General features: G+C 67.4%; 12 protein-coding genes. 7 read left to right on the forward strand and 5 right to left on the reverse strand.

Going from position 1 to position 16,305, the window contains the following annotated elements; all coding sequences use genetic code 11:
• Positions 1–36 precede the first annotated feature (36 nt).
• The 4 genes from M3C25_RS05330 to M3C25_RS05345 all read left to right on the forward strand — a co-directional run bounded on the left by M3C25_RS05330 (position 37) and on the right by M3C25_RS05345 (position 5,014).
• Positions 37–1,236, forward strand: a complete 1,200-nt coding sequence (locus M3C25_RS05330; protein ID WP_259855278.1) for an acetyl-CoA C-acyltransferase — start codon at positions 37–39, stop codon at positions 1,234–1,236.
• An 83-nt stretch (positions 1,237–1,319) separates the two neighbouring features.
• Positions 1,320–2,993 carry a class I adenylate-forming enzyme family protein gene (locus M3C25_RS05335; RefSeq protein ID WP_259855279.1) on the forward strand — a complete coding sequence of 558 codons (1,674 nt, stop codon included), beginning with the start codon at positions 1,320–1,322 and terminating at the stop codon, positions 2,991–2,993.
• 76 nt (positions 2,994–3,069) lie between these two features.
• A complete protein-coding gene (locus tag M3C25_RS05340) occupies positions 3,070–4,443 on the forward strand; it encodes an MATE family efflux transporter (RefSeq protein ID WP_311200502.1) in 1,374 nt (457 codons plus the stop codon).
• A 76-nt stretch (positions 4,444–4,519) separates the two neighbouring features.
• Positions 4,520–5,014, forward strand: coding sequence for a GNAT family N-acetyltransferase (locus M3C25_RS05345; protein WP_259855280.1), 495 nt, complete (start codon positions 4,520–4,522; stop codon positions 5,012–5,014).
• A gap of 31 nt (positions 5,015–5,045) precedes the next feature.
• Here the strand turns inward: M3C25_RS05345 and M3C25_RS05350 are convergent, their stop codons facing one another.
• Positions 5,046–6,353 carry a M1 family metallopeptidase gene (locus M3C25_RS05350; protein ID WP_259855281.1) on the reverse strand — a complete coding sequence of 436 codons (1,308 nt, stop codon included), beginning with the start codon at positions 6,351–6,353 and terminating at the stop codon, positions 5,046–5,048.
• Entirely contained in the window at positions 6,350–10,348 is a 3,999-nt protein-coding gene (locus M3C25_RS05355) for a Pls/PosA family non-ribosomal peptide synthetase (protein WP_259855291.1), read from the reverse strand. Before M3C25_RS05355 ends, M3C25_RS05350 begins: the two co-directional genes overlap by 4 nt.
• Before the next feature lie 156 nt (positions 10,349–10,504).
• Here M3C25_RS05355 and M3C25_RS05360 point away from each other — a divergent pair, with 156 nt between their 5' ends.
• Positions 10,505–10,993 carry a DedA family protein gene (locus tag M3C25_RS05360; RefSeq protein ID WP_259855282.1) on the forward strand — a complete coding sequence of 163 codons (489 nt, stop codon included), beginning with the start codon at positions 10,505–10,507 and terminating at the stop codon, positions 10,991–10,993.
• A 399-nt stretch (positions 10,994–11,392) separates the two neighbouring features.
• Here the strand turns inward: M3C25_RS05360 and M3C25_RS05365 are convergent, their stop codons facing one another.
• Positions 11,393–11,674: a tyrosine-type recombinase/integrase gene (locus tag M3C25_RS05365; RefSeq protein WP_259855283.1), complete on the reverse strand. Its 282-nt coding sequence runs from the start codon at positions 11,672–11,674 to the stop codon at positions 11,393–11,395.
• A 46-nt stretch (positions 11,675–11,720) separates the two neighbouring features.
• Between M3C25_RS05365 and M3C25_RS05370 the strand changes: the two genes are divergently transcribed.
• Positions 11,721–12,236 carry a hypothetical protein gene (locus tag M3C25_RS05370; RefSeq protein ID WP_259855284.1) on the forward strand — a complete coding sequence of 172 codons (516 nt, stop codon included), beginning with the start codon at positions 11,721–11,723 and terminating at the stop codon, positions 12,234–12,236.
• A 272-nt stretch (positions 12,237–12,508) separates the two neighbouring features.
• On the opposite strand, the gene M3C25_RS05375 is transcribed toward M3C25_RS05370, so the two are convergent.
• Complete coding sequence (locus M3C25_RS05375; protein ID WP_259855285.1) at positions 12,509–13,516, reverse strand: IS481 family transposase; 1,008 nt, start codon at positions 13,514–13,516, stop codon at positions 12,509–12,511.
• A gap of 515 nt (positions 13,517–14,031) precedes the next feature.
• Between M3C25_RS05375 and M3C25_RS05380 the strand changes: the two genes are divergently transcribed.
• Complete coding sequence (locus M3C25_RS05380; protein WP_259855286.1) at positions 14,032–14,910, forward strand: helix-turn-helix domain-containing protein; 879 nt, start codon at positions 14,032–14,034, stop codon at positions 14,908–14,910.
• A 214-nt stretch (positions 14,911–15,124) separates the two neighbouring features.
• On the opposite strand, the gene M3C25_RS05385 is transcribed toward M3C25_RS05380, so the two are convergent.
• A partial coding sequence (locus tag M3C25_RS05385) for a S8 family serine peptidase (protein WP_259855287.1) occupies positions 15,125–16,305 on the reverse strand: 1,181 nt, incomplete at its 5' end.

The following is a 16,305-nucleotide window of genomic DNA, read 5'->3' on the forward strand; positions in this document are numbered from 1 at the left end:
TAACGAGGCGCCCCTCGTCATCCAGAAAGGACACCCATGACAGACGCAGTCATCGTCTCCACCGCCCGCACCCCGATCGGCAAGGCCTATCGCGGAGCCTTCAACAACACCCAGCCGCAGGAACTCGCCGGCCACGCCATCCGCCATGCCGTCGAGCGCGCTGGCATTGAGGGCGCCGACGTCGACGACGTCATCCTCGGTGCGGCCCTCCAGCAGGGCTCCCAGAGCGGCAACATCGCCCGCCAGGCCGCCCTGCGCGCCGGCCTGCCCGTCACCGTCTCGGGCATGACGCTCGACCGGCAGTGCTCCTCGGGCCTCATGGCGATCGCGACTGCCGCCAAGCAGATCATCCACGACGGGATGAAGATCGCCGTCGGCGGCGGCGTCGAATCGGTCTCGCTCGTCCAGAACGACAAGATGAACACCTTCCGCGCCAAGGACCCGTGGCTGGTCGAGAACATGCCGGGCCTGTACCTGCCGATGCTGCACACCGCCGAGGTCGTCGCCGAACGCTACGACGTCTCCCGCGAAGACCAGGACGCCTACGCCTACGAATCCCAGATGCGCACCGCCGCCGCCCAGGAGGCCGGCCGCCTCGATGAGGAGATCGTGCCGCTGGAGTCCGTGCAGCTGATCCAGGACAAAGAGACCAAGGAGATCTCCGAGAAGACCGTCACCCTGACCAAGGACGAGGGCAACCGCCCGCAGACCACCCTGGAGGGCCTCGCCGGCCTCAACCCGGTGCTCGAACCCGGTGTCGCCTCCGCCCAGCCGTCCATCACCGCCGGCAACGCCTCGCAGCTCTCCGACGGCGCCTCGGCTGCTGTCCTCATGTCCGATGACGAGGCCTCCCGCCGCGGACTCGAACCGCTGGGCATCTACCGCGGCATGGCTGTCGCCGGCTGCGAACCGGACGAGATGGGCATCGGCCCGGTCTTCGCCGTGCCGAAGCTGCTCGACCAGCACGGCCTGAGCGTCGACGACATCGACCTGTGGGAGCTCAACGAAGCCTTCGCCGTGCAGGCGCTGTACTGCCGCGACCGCCTCGGCATCGACCCCGAGCGCTACAACGTCGACGGCGGCGGCATCTCCGTCGGCCACCCCTACGGCATGACCGGTGCCCGGCTCACCGGCCACGCCCTCATCGAAGGCAAGCGACGCGGCGCCAAGTTCGTCGTCGTCACGATGTGCATCGGCGGCGGCATGGGCGCCGCCGGGCTCTTCGAGGTCTGCTGATCATCAGCCGGCCTGCGCCCGGCGGTCACCGCTGACCGCCGGGCACACCCCGAATTCCGAACATGACGATCCGAGGAGAGACGATGAGCATTTCGGAGACCCGCCCCTGGCTCAAGACCTACAGCCACCTGTCCCAGCTCAATGAGCCCGTTCCGCACACCACCGGTGACGCGCTGCTGCGCGAGACGGTCGAGAAGTTCCCCAACCGCCGCGCCATCACCTATTTCGGCTACGAACCGACATGGGCCGAGGTCGATCGGCAGACCGACGCCTATGCTGCCTGGCTGACCGACAAGGGCATCGGCAAGGGCGACCGGATTGGCGTGTACCTGCAGAACACCCCGCACTACCACATCGCTGTGTTCGGGGCGTGGAAGGTCGGTGCGATCCCGGTGCCGCTCAACCCGATGTACCGCGACGAGCTCAGCCACATCTTCGCCGACTCCGGCATCCGCGGCCTCGTCGTCTCCGCTGCGGCCTACCTCGACCGGGTCAAGAACTACAGCCAGGATCTCGAATGGGTGCTCACCTGTCAGGACACCGACTTCCAGACGACGAACGATGAGCGCATCTTCGGGATCTTCGCCGACCACTACGACACCGGCTGCGAAGAGCTCCTCGACGTCGTCAAGGCCAACGAGGGCCGCTCGGTGCCCGCCTCTGAGCTCAGCCCCGATGACACCGCGATCATCGGCTACACGTCCGGCACCTCCGGCCGGTCGAAGGGCGCGGCGGTGACCCACCGCGGTGTCAGCGTCAACTCCCTGTCCCTGGGCATCCACCAGGGTCTGGACGAGAACGACGTCATTTTCACCCTCGCACCGGTCTTCCACATCACCGGCTTCGTCTGCCAGTTCATCGCCTCTGTCGCCATCGGCGCGGCCCTGGCGATGAACTACCGGTTCGAACCGGCCAGCACCCTGGAGATCTTCCGCCGTGAGAAGCCGCAGTACATGGTCGGCCCGGCTACGGCCTACATGGCGCTGCTGGCACACCCGACCTTCGACACCGACGCCTTCGACTCCTTCAAGTCGCTCATGTCCGGCGGTGCTCCGCTGCCCGATGCGATCGTGCGGAAGTTCGAGGAGCGCACCGGCCACTACATCGGCCAGGGCTACGGGCTGACCGAGACGACCGCCCAGTGCGTCGTCGTCCCGCCGGGGATGCGCGCCCCAGTCGATCCCGACAGCGGCAACCTGTCCTGCGGACTGCCGGTGCCCGACACCGTCGTGCGCGTCCTCGACGACGAGGGCAACGAACTCGGCCCCCGCGAGGTCGGCGAGATCTGCGTGCGCGGCCCGATGGTCGTCAGCCAGTACATCAACAACCCCGGCGCCTCGGCCTCGGAGATCCCCGACGGGGAGCTCAAGACCGGCGACGTCGGATTCATGGACGAAGACGGCTGGGTGTTCATCGTCGACCGCAAAAAGGACATGATCAACGCCGCCGGCTTCAAGGTCTGGCCGCGCGAGGTCGAAGACGTCCTCTACACCCACCCGGCCGTGCTGGAAGCCGCCGTCGTCGGCGTGCCCGATGAGTACCGCGGCGAATCCGTCACCGCCTTCGTCAGCCTCCAGCCCGGCGCTGAGGCCACCGAGGACGAACTCGTCGCCTACTGCCGTGAGCACCTGGCCTCCTACAAGGCCCCGCGCCACGTCAACTTCATCGAAGCGCTGCCCAAGACCGCCTCGGGCAAGATCCTGCGCCGCGAGATGCGCCGCATCGGAGCCGAGCAGGCCTCCAGCGAGGCGAGCTGAGTCACAGTCTCGAACCGCTCCCGCACACACCTGCGGGACTATGATCAAGAGGCGGATGCCACCCGGCATCCGCCTCTTGGCATGTCCGAGCCCCACCGCCCGTCGAAAGGCCCCACCGATCACCACCCGCAACCGCTTCCTCGACAAGGAGATCCTCGCCCTCGCGCTGCCGGCACTCGGAGCGCTGGCCGCCGAGCCGGTCTTCCTGCTCGCCGACACCGCGATGGTCGGCCACCTGGGACCGCCATCGCTGGGTGCGCTGGCGATCGCCTCGACGATCATCCAGACGGTGCTCGGCCTCATGATCTTCCTCGCCTACGCCACCACTCCGCGGGTCGCCCGCAGACTCGGCGAAGGCAACACCCCGGCAGCGATCGGCGCCGGCTTCGACGGCATCTGGCTGGCGCTGCTGACTTCGCTCATCCTGCTGGCAGCAGGACTGCCGCTGCTTCAGCTGCCGATCAGCTGGTTCAACCCCGCTCCCGAGGTGGCAGCCGGCGCCCATGCGTATCTTGCGATCTCCTGGTGGGGACTGCCGTTCATGCTCACCGTCATTGCCGCCACCGGGCTGCTGCGCGGACTGCAGGACACCAAGACCCCGCTCTACGTCGCCGTCGGCGGGTTCCTCGCCAACATCGGTCTCAATGCGCTGTTCATCTACGGCCTCGGCATGGGCGTGGCCGGCTCCGCACTCGGCTCAGTCATGGCGCATGTCGGGATGTGCTCGATCTACCTCGTCATCGCCGTGCGTGCCGCCCGCCGCCATCACGCACCGATCCGCCCGGACTGGTCCGGAGTGCTCGCCTCAGCCCGCACGTCGGGCTGGCTGCTCATGCGCAATATGTCCCTGCGCGGAGCGATGATCGTCCTCATCGTGCTCGCCACCAGTCTGGGCACCGTCCAGCTGGCCGCGATCCAGATCATCCAGACGCTGTTCAACTCCCTGGCCCTCGTCCTCGACGCGCTCGCCATCGCCGGGCAGGCGATGATCGGCCTGCAGCTGGGCTACCGCAACCGCGAACGGGTGGCTGCGATCAACCGGCGGCTCATCCAGTGGGGGATCGGCTTCGGCGCCCTCGTCGGCATCATCCTCGCCGCTGTCTCACCGCTCATCGGGTTCGTGTTCACCTCCGATCCGGAGGTGCGCGGCCTGCTGACCCCGCTTGTCATCGTGCTGGCCATCGGCATGCCGATCGCCGGGTACGTCTTCACCCTCGACGGCGTGCTCATGGGTGCTGAAGACGCCCGCTACCTCGCTTTCGCGCAGCTGGCCGCCTTCCTCGGCTACTGTGGCATCCTCGCGCTCATCTACACCCAGTGGCCGACGGTGACGGTGCTGTGGGCCTGCTTCGGCATCGGGTTCGTCGCCCTGCGCGCACTCGGCCTGGGCTTCCGGGTCCGCAACGACGCCTGGATCCGCCGCGCCGAGGCGGTTGCCGAACGCTCCTGATCAGCAGACGGAATCTGCACAGACTTCGCGCTGACTGCGATTACGCTGGTGGAGGCCGAAGACGGAGAGGACATCCATGCACATCACACCGCTGCCAGCAGACCGCACGCCGGAAGCAGCACGCGAGCTGCTGCTGCCCTTCCTGCTGCAGTGCATCAACTGGTCACCCGGCGCCCCTGAGCGAGATGCCTCAGTCATCGAAGCCGACGACCAGCTCACCGCCTACATCGACGGCTGGGGCCGCGACGGTGACATCGCCGTCATCGCCTGGGATGACGAGAACCAGCCGGTCGGTGCGGCCTGGTGCCGGCTGCTGAGCGATCCGCCCGGTTTCGGCTGGGTGGCCGATGACATTCCCGAGGTGTCCATCGCTGTGGCACCGGATTTCCAGGCCAAGGGTGCTGGCCGCCAGCTGCTGCACACGCTGTGCCGGCTTGCTGCTGTGTCCGGTCATCCGGCGCTCAGCCTGTCGGTGTCCGACGGCAACATGTCCAAGCACCTCTACACTCAGCTCGGATTCTCAGACATCGGCCGCTCAGGCGACAGCGATGTCATGCTCAAACGGCTCTGAGTCCAGCGCCGGGGCGCGCGACGGGGACCGGTCAGCTCGGCAGCTGCGGCAGCCGTTCCTCGTACAGCCACGGGTCGACGATCGGTGCGACCGAGGAGCCGGTGACCTCTGCTGCCAGGTCGAGGAAGTCGGCGGTCGTGACGTAGCCGTGTCGGTAGCGCTGCGTCCAGCCGCGCAGCAGCCGCCGGAACCACTCATCGCCGATGTGCAGCCTCAGGGCGTGAAGCGTCAGCGCCCCGCGCTTGTAGATCCGATCATCGAACATATCGGCTGGGCCTGGGTCGGCCAGCACCAGGTCCTGGCGCTGGCGCTCGAGCAGATCCCAGTGGATGCGGGCGAGCTCATCGGTGCGCCCGCGCCCGGCGGCCTGGGACCACAGCCATTCGGAGTAGCAGGCGAAGCCCTCATTGAGCCAGATGTCCGACCAGTGGGTGAGGGTGAGCGAATTGCCGAACCACTGATGGGCCATCTCGTGGGCGACGAGCCGTTCGGCCTCCCAGGTCGCGGCCAGGTGGTTCGGTCCCAGGATCGACAGCGGCTGGGACTCCAGCGGGATCTCGAGGACGTCATCGGTGATGACGACGCCGTAGTGCTCGAAGGGGTACGGGCCGAACCAGTCGCTGAAGATGCGCATCATGTCGTGCTGCTTGCCCAGTGCACGCTGGGTGCGCTCCCGGAGTCCGCGTGAGCAGGCGATGCTCATCGGCACCGGGCCCGGCCGCTGGGCCGGTGCCAGCTCGGTCGTCTCGTACTGCCCGATCTGCACGGTCGCCAGGTACGGGGCCAGCGGCGCCTGGGACTCCCACACCCAGCGGGTGCGCCCGGCCTTGCGGGAGGTGCTCACGAGCCGGCCGTTGGAGATGACCGTGTAGGGCGATTCGACGAGCACCGAGATGCGGAAGTCGGCCTTGTTCGAAGGATGGTCGTTGCACGGGAACCAGGTGGCCGCCCCGTTGGGCTGACCGGCGACGAGCACCCCGTCGGTCAGCTCCTCCCAGCCGACATCACCCCACATGCCCATCGCCGGCTGCGGATTGCCGGCATAGGAGATCTCGACGGTGGCCAGGCTGCCGCGCTGATAGGCCCGGCGGGGCTGGACGATGAGCTTGCGTCCGCGCTGCCGCCACCGGGCGCGGGTGCCGTCGACGATCGCCTTGGACACCTGCAGGCCGGCCAGGTCGAGTTCGAAGGCGCTGCTGTCCTCCAGCAGGCGGACCCGCAGCCGCGCATGGCCGGCGAGCCGGTTGGGGGCGATGCGGTAGTCGAGCGTGAGGTCGTAGTGCTCGACCCGCAGCATGGTGGTGCCGGAGTCAGGTGTGTAGGAGTCGACAGCGGTCAACGGGCGTCCTCGGAATCGGTCGGGGTCTCAGGTGGGCAGGTGGTGCGTTCTGTGCCGGCCGGTTCGGGCCGGTGCGGGGTCTCCGGCAGGGGCGGGGCGTCGATCCACGGGACGACGGGGTTGCCGGAGAAGTAGGCGTGCGGGGGCACGAACTCCCCGCGCATGACCAGCGAGGTCGGCCCGACGGTGGCGGCCTGGCCGATCGTGGCCGCTGGCAGGATGACGCTGTTGGGCCCGAGTGTGGCACCCGCATCGAGGGTGACGGTGTCCAGGGACATCACCCGGTCGTGGAACAGGTGGGTCTGTACGACACAGCCGCGGTTGACCGTGGAGTTGTCGGACAGGGTCACGAGATCGGCCTCAGGCAGCCAGTAGGTCTCACACCACACGCCGTGGCCGATCTTGGCGCCGAGGGCGCGCAGGAACCACACGAGTGCCGGGGTGCCGACGGCGGTGCGGGCGAACCACGGGGCGGCGATGAGCTCGACGAAGCAGTCGGCGACCTCGTTGCGCCAGATGAAGCTCGACCACAGCGGATGCTCACTCGGCCCGGTGCGGCCGACGAAGACCCACTTGGCGATGACCGCGACCCCGGCGGCCACAGCTCCTGCGGCCATCATGACGACACCGGAGCCGATGACGAGCGTCAGGGGTGCCAGCACCGCTGCCGAGGCGCCGGTCGCCTCGGCGACTGCGGCACCGGCTGCGAGCAGTCCGTAGAGCGTGATGAGCAGCCCGGTGATGAGCAGCCCGGCGGTGATGACGGACAGGCCGCGCAGCACCTCCCAGCAGCCGCGGGCGACCTTGAGGCGGACAGGCGGGTTGTAGGTCAGTGCCTCATCGGCATCAACTTCGCTGCGGCGCAGCTCGACCGGCGGGGAGCCGATCCACGAGCTGCCCTTCTTCGCCTTGATCGGTGCGGCTGAGAGCACGGCGACAAGCGCGTTCTTCGGCACACGGCGTCCGGCTGCGGCGATGCCGGAGTTGCCGAGGAAGGCGCGTTTGCCGACCTTGGCCCGGCCGATGCGCATCCAGCCGTGGCCGAGCTCATAGGAGGCGACCATCGTGTCATCGGCTAGGAACGCCCCGGAGGCGATCTGCGTCATCGAGGGCACAAGCAGGACGGTGGAGACTTCGACGTTGCGGCCGACCTTCGCGCCGAGGATGCGCAGCCAGATCGGGGTGAACAGGCTGGCATACAGCGGGAAGAGCAGGTCGCGGGCCATATCGAGGATCCGCTCGGTGGCCCACAGCCTGAAGCCCATCATCGACCGGACCGGGAACAGGCCCTCGCGCATCCCGATCGCTAAGGTGCGCACGGAGACGACGACGAGCAGTGCGGTGGTGAGGAACCAGATGAGCGCCTGTACTGGTGCCCAGGCGAGCAGCGTCAGCGGCTGGGCGAACACCTCGGGCCCGGTGAGTGCCAGCATGAGCGCGATCCCGGGGATGAGTGCGATGTAGGGGATGAGGGCGTGCAGCTGGGAGCCGAGGGCGTAGAACAGGAATGGCGTGCGCGCACGCCGGTCGGGCGGGTCGGGCCAGGTGCGCTTCTTCTTGCCGATGCGCACGGCCGGTGAGCCGGAGAACACCTGGTTCTTGCGCACCTTCCCGGTCACCGCGGAGCCGGGTTCGACGTGGGCGTCTTGGCCGATGCGGGTGCCGGGCATGAGTGTTGAGCGTGCCCCGACGGTGGCGTCGCGGCCGATGTCGATGGTGCCGATGCGCAGCAGGTCGCCGTCGACCCACCAGCCCTTGAGGTCGACTTCGGGTTCGACGGCCGCACCGCGGGCGATCGTCAGCAGGCCGGTGACCGGCGGGATGGTGTGCATGTCGACGTCGCGGCCGATCTTGTTGCCCAGCAGCCGGGCATACCACGTCACCCAGGGGGCGTTGGCGACCGAGACGGCGGCGGCGAGGTCCTGGATGCTCTCGGCCAGCCAGAGCCTCAGGTGCACGCTGCCCGAACGCGGATACACCCCGGGTTTCACACCTGCCATGAGGGCGCGGGCGGCGAGAGCCGAGACGAGCATCCGGCCCCAGCCGGAGACGAACACGAGCCACAGGGCGATGATGAGCCACCACGGGGTGGTGATGAGCGGAGCGCCCTGCCAGGCGGCGAGGTTGGCACCGGCCATGACGAGGACGACCCAGCGCATGCCGGCCAGGATGTGCAGCAGCATGCCGAGCAGGGTCTGCAGCCACTGCATCGACCGGCGGGTGCGGGTGACGTCCCGGTGCCGGCCGGCGACGGGGCTGGCGGCGCCTTCTTCGCCCAGGCAGAGTTCGGCCAGTGCACCGAAGCGCGGCCGGGAGTAGACATCGCCGACGGTGATCGAGGTGTGGCGGGCGCGCAGCCGGGAGACGAGCTGGGCGGCAGCCAGCGAGCCGCCGCCGGCGGTGAAGAAGTCGGTGTCCATGCCGGGCCGGCCGCCGAGGACGGCCTGCCACTGCTCGGCGATCCAGGCGGCCTCCTCGGGCACGGCCTCCCCGGAGTCGTCATCGAGGATCTCCTCCAACGGCCACGGCAGAGCATTGCGGTCGACCTTGCCCGAGGTCTTCGTCGGCAGCGTGTCGACGACCGCCAGGCGGGGGACGAGCGCCGGTGGCAGCACCTCGCGCAGCTGTGCCTCCCAGCCGGTCAGGGGCGCCGGCGCCGAGGTGTCGGCTGGAGCGAGATAGCCGATGAGCAGCTGGGTGCCAGCCGGGGTGTCCTTGACTGCGGCAGCTCCGCCGGCGACACCGGGCAGCGCCTGGAGGGCGGCGTCGATCTCACCGAGTTCGATGCGGCGGCCGCCGAGCTTGATCTGCTCATCGGCGCGGCCGACGAACAGCAGCCCGGCCGGGTCGTTGACGACGAGGTCGCCGGAGCGGTAGGCGCGCTGCCAGCCGAGGGTGGGCATGGGTGCGTACTTCTCGGCATCCTTGGCCGGGTCGAGGTAGCGGGCCAGGCCGACGCCGCCGATGATGAGCTCACCGGTCTCGCCTTCGGCAACCGCGATGCCCTCGGAGTCGACGATGGCGAGGTCCCAGCCGTCGAGCGGCAGGCCGATGCGCACCGGACCGGGCCCGCCGAGCGGGGCGGCGCAGGCGACGACGGTCGCCTCGGTCGGCCCATAGGTGTTCCACACCTCGCGGGTGCCATCGGACAGCCGCTGGGCGAGCTCCGGTGGGCAGGCCTCGCCGCCGAAGATGAGCAGCCGGACGCTTTCAAGCGTCTCGGCCGGCCACAGGGCCGCCAGGGTGGGCACGGTCGAGACGATGCTGATGCGCCGGCCGGCCAGCCAGGGGCCGAGATCCATGCCGGACTTCACAAGTGCGCGCGGGGCGGGCACGAGACAGGCACCGTGCGCCCAGGCCAGCCACATCTCCTCGCAGCTGGCATCGAAGGCCACCGAGAGGCCTGCGAGCACCCGGTCGCCGGGGCCGATCGGCTCGTCTTGGCAGAAGATCCGCGCTTCGGCGTCGACGAAGGCGGCAGCTGAGCGGTGGGTGACGGCCACGCCTTTGGGTTTGCCGGTCGAACCGGAGGTGAAGATCACCCAGCAGTCATCATCAGGCTCCGGGGCACGCAGGGCGGGCACCGCCTCGGTCGCGGGGTCGCGGCGCGACTCGATCTGCAGCCCGGCGGTGACGATCGCAGTGACGGCGGCTTCGGAGAACACGGTGGCGGCCCGCTCATCCGGGTCGTCGACGTCGACGGGGACGTAGGCTGCGCCGATCATGAGGGTCGAGAGGATCGCAATGTAGAGGTCGAGGGTGCCTGAGGGGACGCGCACGCCGACCTTGTCGCCGGGGCCGACACCGGCAGCGTGGAGCTGGTGGCCGAAGTCGCGCATCGCCTCCAGCAGCTGGGTGTAGCTGATGGAGCGCACACCGTCGTCAAGGGCTGGTGCTTCGGGGTGCTGGGCTGCGACGTCGATGAGGATGTCGATGAGCGTGCGTTCAGGGGCAGCGAGGTGCGCTCCCGGGAACTGCGGTGCATGCACGATGATGTGGTTCCTCCGGGCTCAGACGGGCTCTGAGTGAATCCTAGCCCGTGGCCGGGTGGCAGCGCGGGAGCACCGGGCCGGAGCCTGGGGTAGGCAAGCTCACACCGGATGCCGGGTTCTGCAGGTGAGTGAACCGAAGTGAGGGTCTACGATGGAGCGGTGAATCCCGCTGACTGGCCGCTGCCGCTCTTCGTCGTGTGGCTCATCATGTATGCCGTCATCATCTTCCGTGCCGGCGGCACCTACCTGCTCGGCAGGCTCGCCCGGCGCGGTGTCAGCCGCATCCAGCGGGTCGAGCGGATCATGCAGTCGGGTCGCTATCAGCACGCCGAGCAGCTGCTGCGCCGCTATGGGGCGGCAGCAGTGGCGGTGAGCTTCCTGCTCATCGGCGTGCAGACGGTCGTCAACCTCGCTGCCGGATCGATCGGCATGAGCCTGCGCCGCTATCTGCCGGCCCTCGGTCTGGGCGGAGCCGTGTGGGCGCTCATCTACTCGACTGTCGGGCTCGTCGGCCTCAGTGCGATCGTCACCGCCTACCGGGAGAGCCCGGCCGTCACGCTCGGGCTCAGTGCCGTCTTCGTCGCCGCGATCGTCGGGCTGACGGTCGGGCTGCGCCGCGCCGAGACAGGCCCGGAACCCGAAGACTGAACCCACGCGACTGGCCTCAGCCTCAGCCCAGGGTGCCCGCAGATGCACAAGGGCCCCGGTCGGCGACCGGGGCCCTCATCGCTGGTCGGGCTAGCGGGATTCGAACTCACGACCTCTGCACCCCCAGGTACCTCTTTGAGAATATTTGGCGGATTCTCTGGGATTTCTGCGGGTTTCTGGGTCTCCTGCAAGGCCTGCATCCCATGTTTCTGGTCCCGGTTTGGTCCCGGCTCGTCGTGAGGACCGAGGGCCGCGGGATCGTGCTGATATTCAGTTTACGCGGGGTTCTCGCGCGCCGCATTAAATCTCCTCGCGGTCATGCGCCGCGAGGATCGCGAGAGGTCTCCCAGATGTCGAGGTGTGGCTCGGCCACCGATGAGCAGCCGAGCCACACCCTCTCTATCCGGCGGCACCGAAGGCGGACTCCAGACGGTACGCGGTGGCGGGGTCGACGATCTCATCTCGGGGTACGTAATGCATCTGGGCGATCCGGGTATCGGTGTGGCCGAGGAGCGCTACTGCGAGGTCGATGCCGGCGGCGTCGTTGATCGCGGTCGCGACTGAGCGACGGAAGCGGTGCGGCGTGACCTCGTCCAGTCCTGCCTTGCTCGTGATGTCGCGGAGCCGGCGGCGGATTTTGTTCGTGGTGTGCGGGATTCCGCTGCGGGTAGAGAACAGCAACGTGTCCTGCCCGCGCAATCCGCCGTAAGGAGCGGGCAGTCTTCGGATGGTCTTGCCGGTGCGTGGGATCTCCGGCGCGGCTGACGATTGTGCCGCAGACTCGCACCGTGGGTGTTGCCGACTTGAGGTCGAGGTCACACAGCCGGATGGCCAGCACCTCCCCGACGCGGGCGGAAGTGCCGAGCATGATCTCGACGATCTGGTCGAGCTGACCGTCGGGGCGCGGCCCTGCGGTGATCTCTCGTTCTTCCCACTGCCGAACGGCAGCACGGATGAGACAGACTTCTTCCGGTGTGAAGGAGTTGACCTCTCGGGCCGGGCGGCGCAGTCGGCAGACGTTGTCCATTGGGTTGCGCGGGATGAGTTCGTGCCGAACTGCGAGGCCGAGTGCGAGGCGCATGACGTTGCGGGCTTGGCGGGCGCGGTTGTAGCTCTGCTTGGCGAGCTGCTTGATGAAGTAGTTGCACCGGGCCACACCGATCTCTCGCAGGGTCAGATTCGGGAAGACCGGCAGCACGAGGGTGCGCATGTTGCGCTCGTAAAAGAGCCGGGTCGTTCGTGAGAGCCGGTCCTCAACCTCGATGTCCTCAAGTCAGTAGTCGACCAGGTGGGCGAAGCTGCTGTCGGTGCTCATCCCGGTGAACATCGGCTGATACAGCGGGCGCTCGGACAGCTTGCGTTTCAGCTGAAGTTCGGCCGAGGCGACGGAACCGCCGGTGTGTTGGACCGCTCGGGACTTACCTTCCCAGTCTCGGTACCGGGTGCGCCTCGTAGCGGCCGCTGGAGAGCCGTCGACAGGCGATGCGGCCGTGCATACCGATCGGAGTGCGCGGCCTAGCTGTATGAGGTCATGACGTTGTCTACACGTTCGTGGACTCGGCTGGCCGGTGGCTGATCTGCACAGGCGGTATGAGGCCGATGATAGTTGTAGTGATGGACCCACACCCCGACCGCCTTCCGGCGAGCCTGCTCGGACTCATAGACGCGCGCATAGAGGCACTCCTCGGAAAGCAGCCGCTGGTAACGTTCGACCTTCCCGTTGTGCCGCGGCGTGTACACACGAGTGCGCTGATGCCGTGAGGCATGCGACTGCACAGCCGCCACGAACCGTGAGGCCCGGTAATTCGCCCCGTTATCCGTCACGACTCGGATGAGTCGGGTGATGCCATGGGCGGCGAAGTACGCGCGAGCCCGGGCGAAGAACCCGATCGTGGTCTGTGCAGTCTCGTCCTCAAGCGCTTCGGTGTAAGCCAGCCGGGAGTACCCGTCAATGGCTGAGTGCAGGTAGGTGTAGCCGACGCGCTGCTTGTGCGCGCGCTTGGACGCCAGCGCTTTGCTGCTGCCGCGACCGTGCGCCCACCAGCCGCCCCCGTCGGGGATCTTCCCGACCTTCTTCACGTCCATGTGGAGCATGTGGCCGGGGAACCTGGCGGTGATCGTCCCGACCTGCCGGTTGTTCTCTCCTGTCGGGTCGAGGTCGCGACGACGGTTGATCCCGAGCCACTTCAGCCACCGGGACACTGTGCGCAGGCAGCAGTGATGGCCGAGCCGGGCCAGTTCGTGGTGGATCCGCCGTGCTGACCACTTGTGATCGCGACGCCAGCGATCGATCAGCTCCAGCACCTCGAGGGGGATTCGCGTGGGGCGGCCTGTTGGCGCGCTGGGGCGGTCTTCAAGCCCGTCGGTGCCTTCATCGCGGTAGCGTGCCACCCATTTCGTGAGTGTGGAGCGAGCGATGCCGGCTTCAGCGGCGACGTGAGCGATGGGCCGGCCGCCTGCGAGGACGCGGGTGACGAGGCGGTGTCTTCCTTCCGGGGTCAGCGGGGCGTTAGCGTGGGTCATCGGAGCGGGTCTCTTTCTGCTGGATGGTTGCTTAGACACCACCCATCGTGCAGTCCAGGGACCCGTTCCTTCATCCCCAGTCGGTGACTACAACGTCATGACCCACAACACCTAGCCAATCTCGCACCTCGCTTCGACGCTGCGTCCCGTCAGGCGTACTGAAGGCTCTGGACTCAGGAAAGGTCTTTATGTCTGCATCAGTTCAGACTGACAAGACGCGCTTGTTGAGGCTTTAGGGAGGGCTTGATCTGCCGTGCTGCCCTGGGCGGAAACACGACACGCCGCGAGAGGCGTCGAAACAGTTCCGGATTGAAGTCGCGAGCGAACTGCTCAGTGGCGTGCAGCCGAGGCAGCCCGCGTGGGAGCCAGCCCTTGTAACGGGTATCGCATGGCTTTACATCTCGGCATCTCATCAGGGTGTCGCAGGGAGGCGTCACATGATCTAGCACCAAACGGCAAGTGGATCCGGTCTCACAGAAATAGACCCGGTAGCGAAGTGTGGTTTGGTAGGAGGCATGAACGACAGAACATCCGAGCCGCTCGACAAGCCAGGCGGAGCGACGCCTGAGAGCACCCGCGCGTATATGACGAAGCTTTCGGGCCGTGGCTACGCGCAGCTGCGCCACATCCTGGTGCAGCTCCCAGACCAAGGGAAGCCGCGGGCGAGCACCCTCTCGCGGATGGTCTCTGGGCGACGCCATCGCGAGCTTCTGCTCTATCTGCTCTTGCTGACCTGCTGGCCGTGGCTGCAGGAGCGCAGGACGCCGCTTCCTGCCGGGGCGTGGACACGGGCACTGACCGCATCTGGCGGGCTGACCTGGTCGGATACGACGCTCTCGCGCTGCTGGAAGCGACTGGAGGATCTCGGGCTCATTGAGCCGCGCGAGCGTGTGGATCGTCTCGTGCGTGTGACACCCAGGCGAGAGGACGCCGGCGAGCCCTACAGCTTCCCGGGTGGGCGTGATGATCGTTGGCACACGTACTTCGCGCTTCCGGACGCATTCTGGAACAAGGGAGTGTTCGCCGAACTTTCTCTGCCGGGCTTGGCCGTCTTACTGGTCGTGGCAAGTGAGACGAATGGGAAGCAGGACTGCTGGTTCACCTACGACCGGATGGATGACTGGTACGGGCTGAAGGCTCGTACTGTCCAGAACGGCGTGAAGCAGCTGCAGGATCTCGGGCTGTTGACGGTTCGGGAAGAGCGGATCGAGGCGCCGCTCTCGGCGACGGGCATGACTACTCGGATGCACTACTCGCTAACGGGGACGTTCAGCTACAGCGCGCGAAGCAAGTTGCAGAAGACCGCGCAGCAGGAGACGAAGGCGCGTGCGAAGAAGACGACGTCGAAGGTTCGGATGCCGTCGGACCCAAAGAAGGCCCGGAAGAAGAAATAGAGACGATCCGTCATGAACGAGGAGAGGAAGGTGATACGAGTGCTGGGTCCCAAGCTTGGTGATGCCGGGTGGAAGACCGTCCGGTCGGCCCTGGACAGCTGGGGGCGCACCGTACGGCTTTCTGTCCTCGTCCTGGTCGTCTCGACCCCTCCGCTTGCTTTGGCGTGGATCATCACCGGTCACGTGATGTGATCCGGTGGGGAGTGCGCGACGCTCAGGTCGCCGGAACAGTGGTCGCGATGGGAACGTGCAGCTGCGTCGCGATCGGTGTGTAGAGGTCGACGTTCTGTTCTGTGGTCTGCAGCGAGAGGAGGAGTGCGTAGCGGACGGGCAGGTCTGCTCGTCCGGCGCGGGTGTTGTATTTCCACCAGCCGCCAACGGGGAATACCGCGACGCTGTTGCACCGGGCGAGCTCGGCTCCGGTGCCGTGCCATTCGTCCTGGTGCAGGGAGCCGAGGTTTCTGGCCCGTGCTCCGACCAGCCACCGGTCGGAGGAGTTCTTGCCGGGTGCTGATCCGTCTTCGGCGTCGTGCGCTTCGCGGTTGATCCGGGCGATGAAGTCGGTCTGGCTCTCGAGTGGGCCTTGCAGATCGAACCGCAGCCCATGGGAGGCGTACGCGTATCGATTGTGCCAGCCGCGTCTGGCCGCGGAGGGCTCGATGAAGTAGGACAGTGTCATCCGTAGACGCACGTCGGTGCTGCCGAGCTCTTCGAGGACCTCTGCCGGCCATGGCAGGGAGTGGAGCCGGAAGTGACGCATGGCGCGGCTTGTTCCGTGGAAAGGCACGAACTGGTCTTGCGAGATGAGCGTGACGGCCTGGCGGGAGGAGTTGAGGACCGTGTCCTCGGTGGGTACGCCCCACCCGTACTGGCGCAGCAGCTGGTGCCGTTCGTTCTTGCCGATCTTCGCCTTCACCTGCTGCGCCATTGCCGGCGTCCACTCGGCGGAGTGCGTGAGCAGGCCACGGATGGTCTCGGGCCAGTAGTCGGGGTATCGGCCCATCGCGAGCGCGGCGAGCCGGGAGGCTTGGGCTGTGGCCGCGCTGGTGGCGTTCGCGGAGGTGAGGGCGGTATCGCTGGTGTTGCCGGTGGAGCGCAACGACAGCAGCGAGTGTCGCTCGTTGAAGTCCCCGACCCCGTTTGCGAGGACGTTGCCGCCTTCCATGCAGATGTCGGGTTTGATGGGCCACCGACGCTGGTCGAACTGCAGGGAGGTGCGGCTGTGCGGGGACAGTTCACCCGACTCGGCGAGTGGAGACCAGCCTGCGTATTGCGGATGTTGTGGAGTGTCAGCGAGGTCGGTGTACGCGCCGACGGTGAGCGCGTTCCATGCTTGTCCGGGGTCCTCGATCGGTGAGGTCTCGGAGTTGGTGCGGTGATCGTCCAGGTAGGGCC

The sequence above is a fragment of the Brevibacterium luteolum genome, assembly GCF_025147615.1.
Classification (GTDB): domain Bacteria; phylum Actinomycetota; class Actinomycetes; order Actinomycetales; family Brevibacteriaceae; genus Brevibacterium; species Brevibacterium luteolum.

Coding starts and splice junctions, on each gene's coding strand:
- M3C25_RS05330 (WP_259855278.1), top strand. CDS start 37: ATGACAGACGCAGTCATCGTCTCCACCGCCCGCACCCCGATCGGCAAG.
- M3C25_RS05335 (WP_259855279.1), top strand. CDS start 1,320: ATGAGCATTTCGGAGACCCGCCCCTGGCTCAAGACCTACAGCCACCTG.
- M3C25_RS05345 (WP_259855280.1), top strand. CDS start 4,520: ATGCACATCACACCGCTGCCAGCAGACCGCACGCCGGAAGCAGCACGC.
- M3C25_RS05370 (WP_259855284.1), top strand. CDS start 11,721: ATGGTCTTGCCGGTGCGTGGGATCTCCGGCGCGGCTGACGATTGTGCC.
- M3C25_RS05375 (WP_259855285.1), bottom strand. CDS start 13,516: ATGACCCACGCTAACGCCCCGCTGACCCCGGAAGGAAGACACCGCCTC.
- M3C25_RS05380 (WP_259855286.1), top strand. CDS start 14,032: ATGAACGACAGAACATCCGAGCCGCTCGACAAGCCAGGCGGAGCGACG.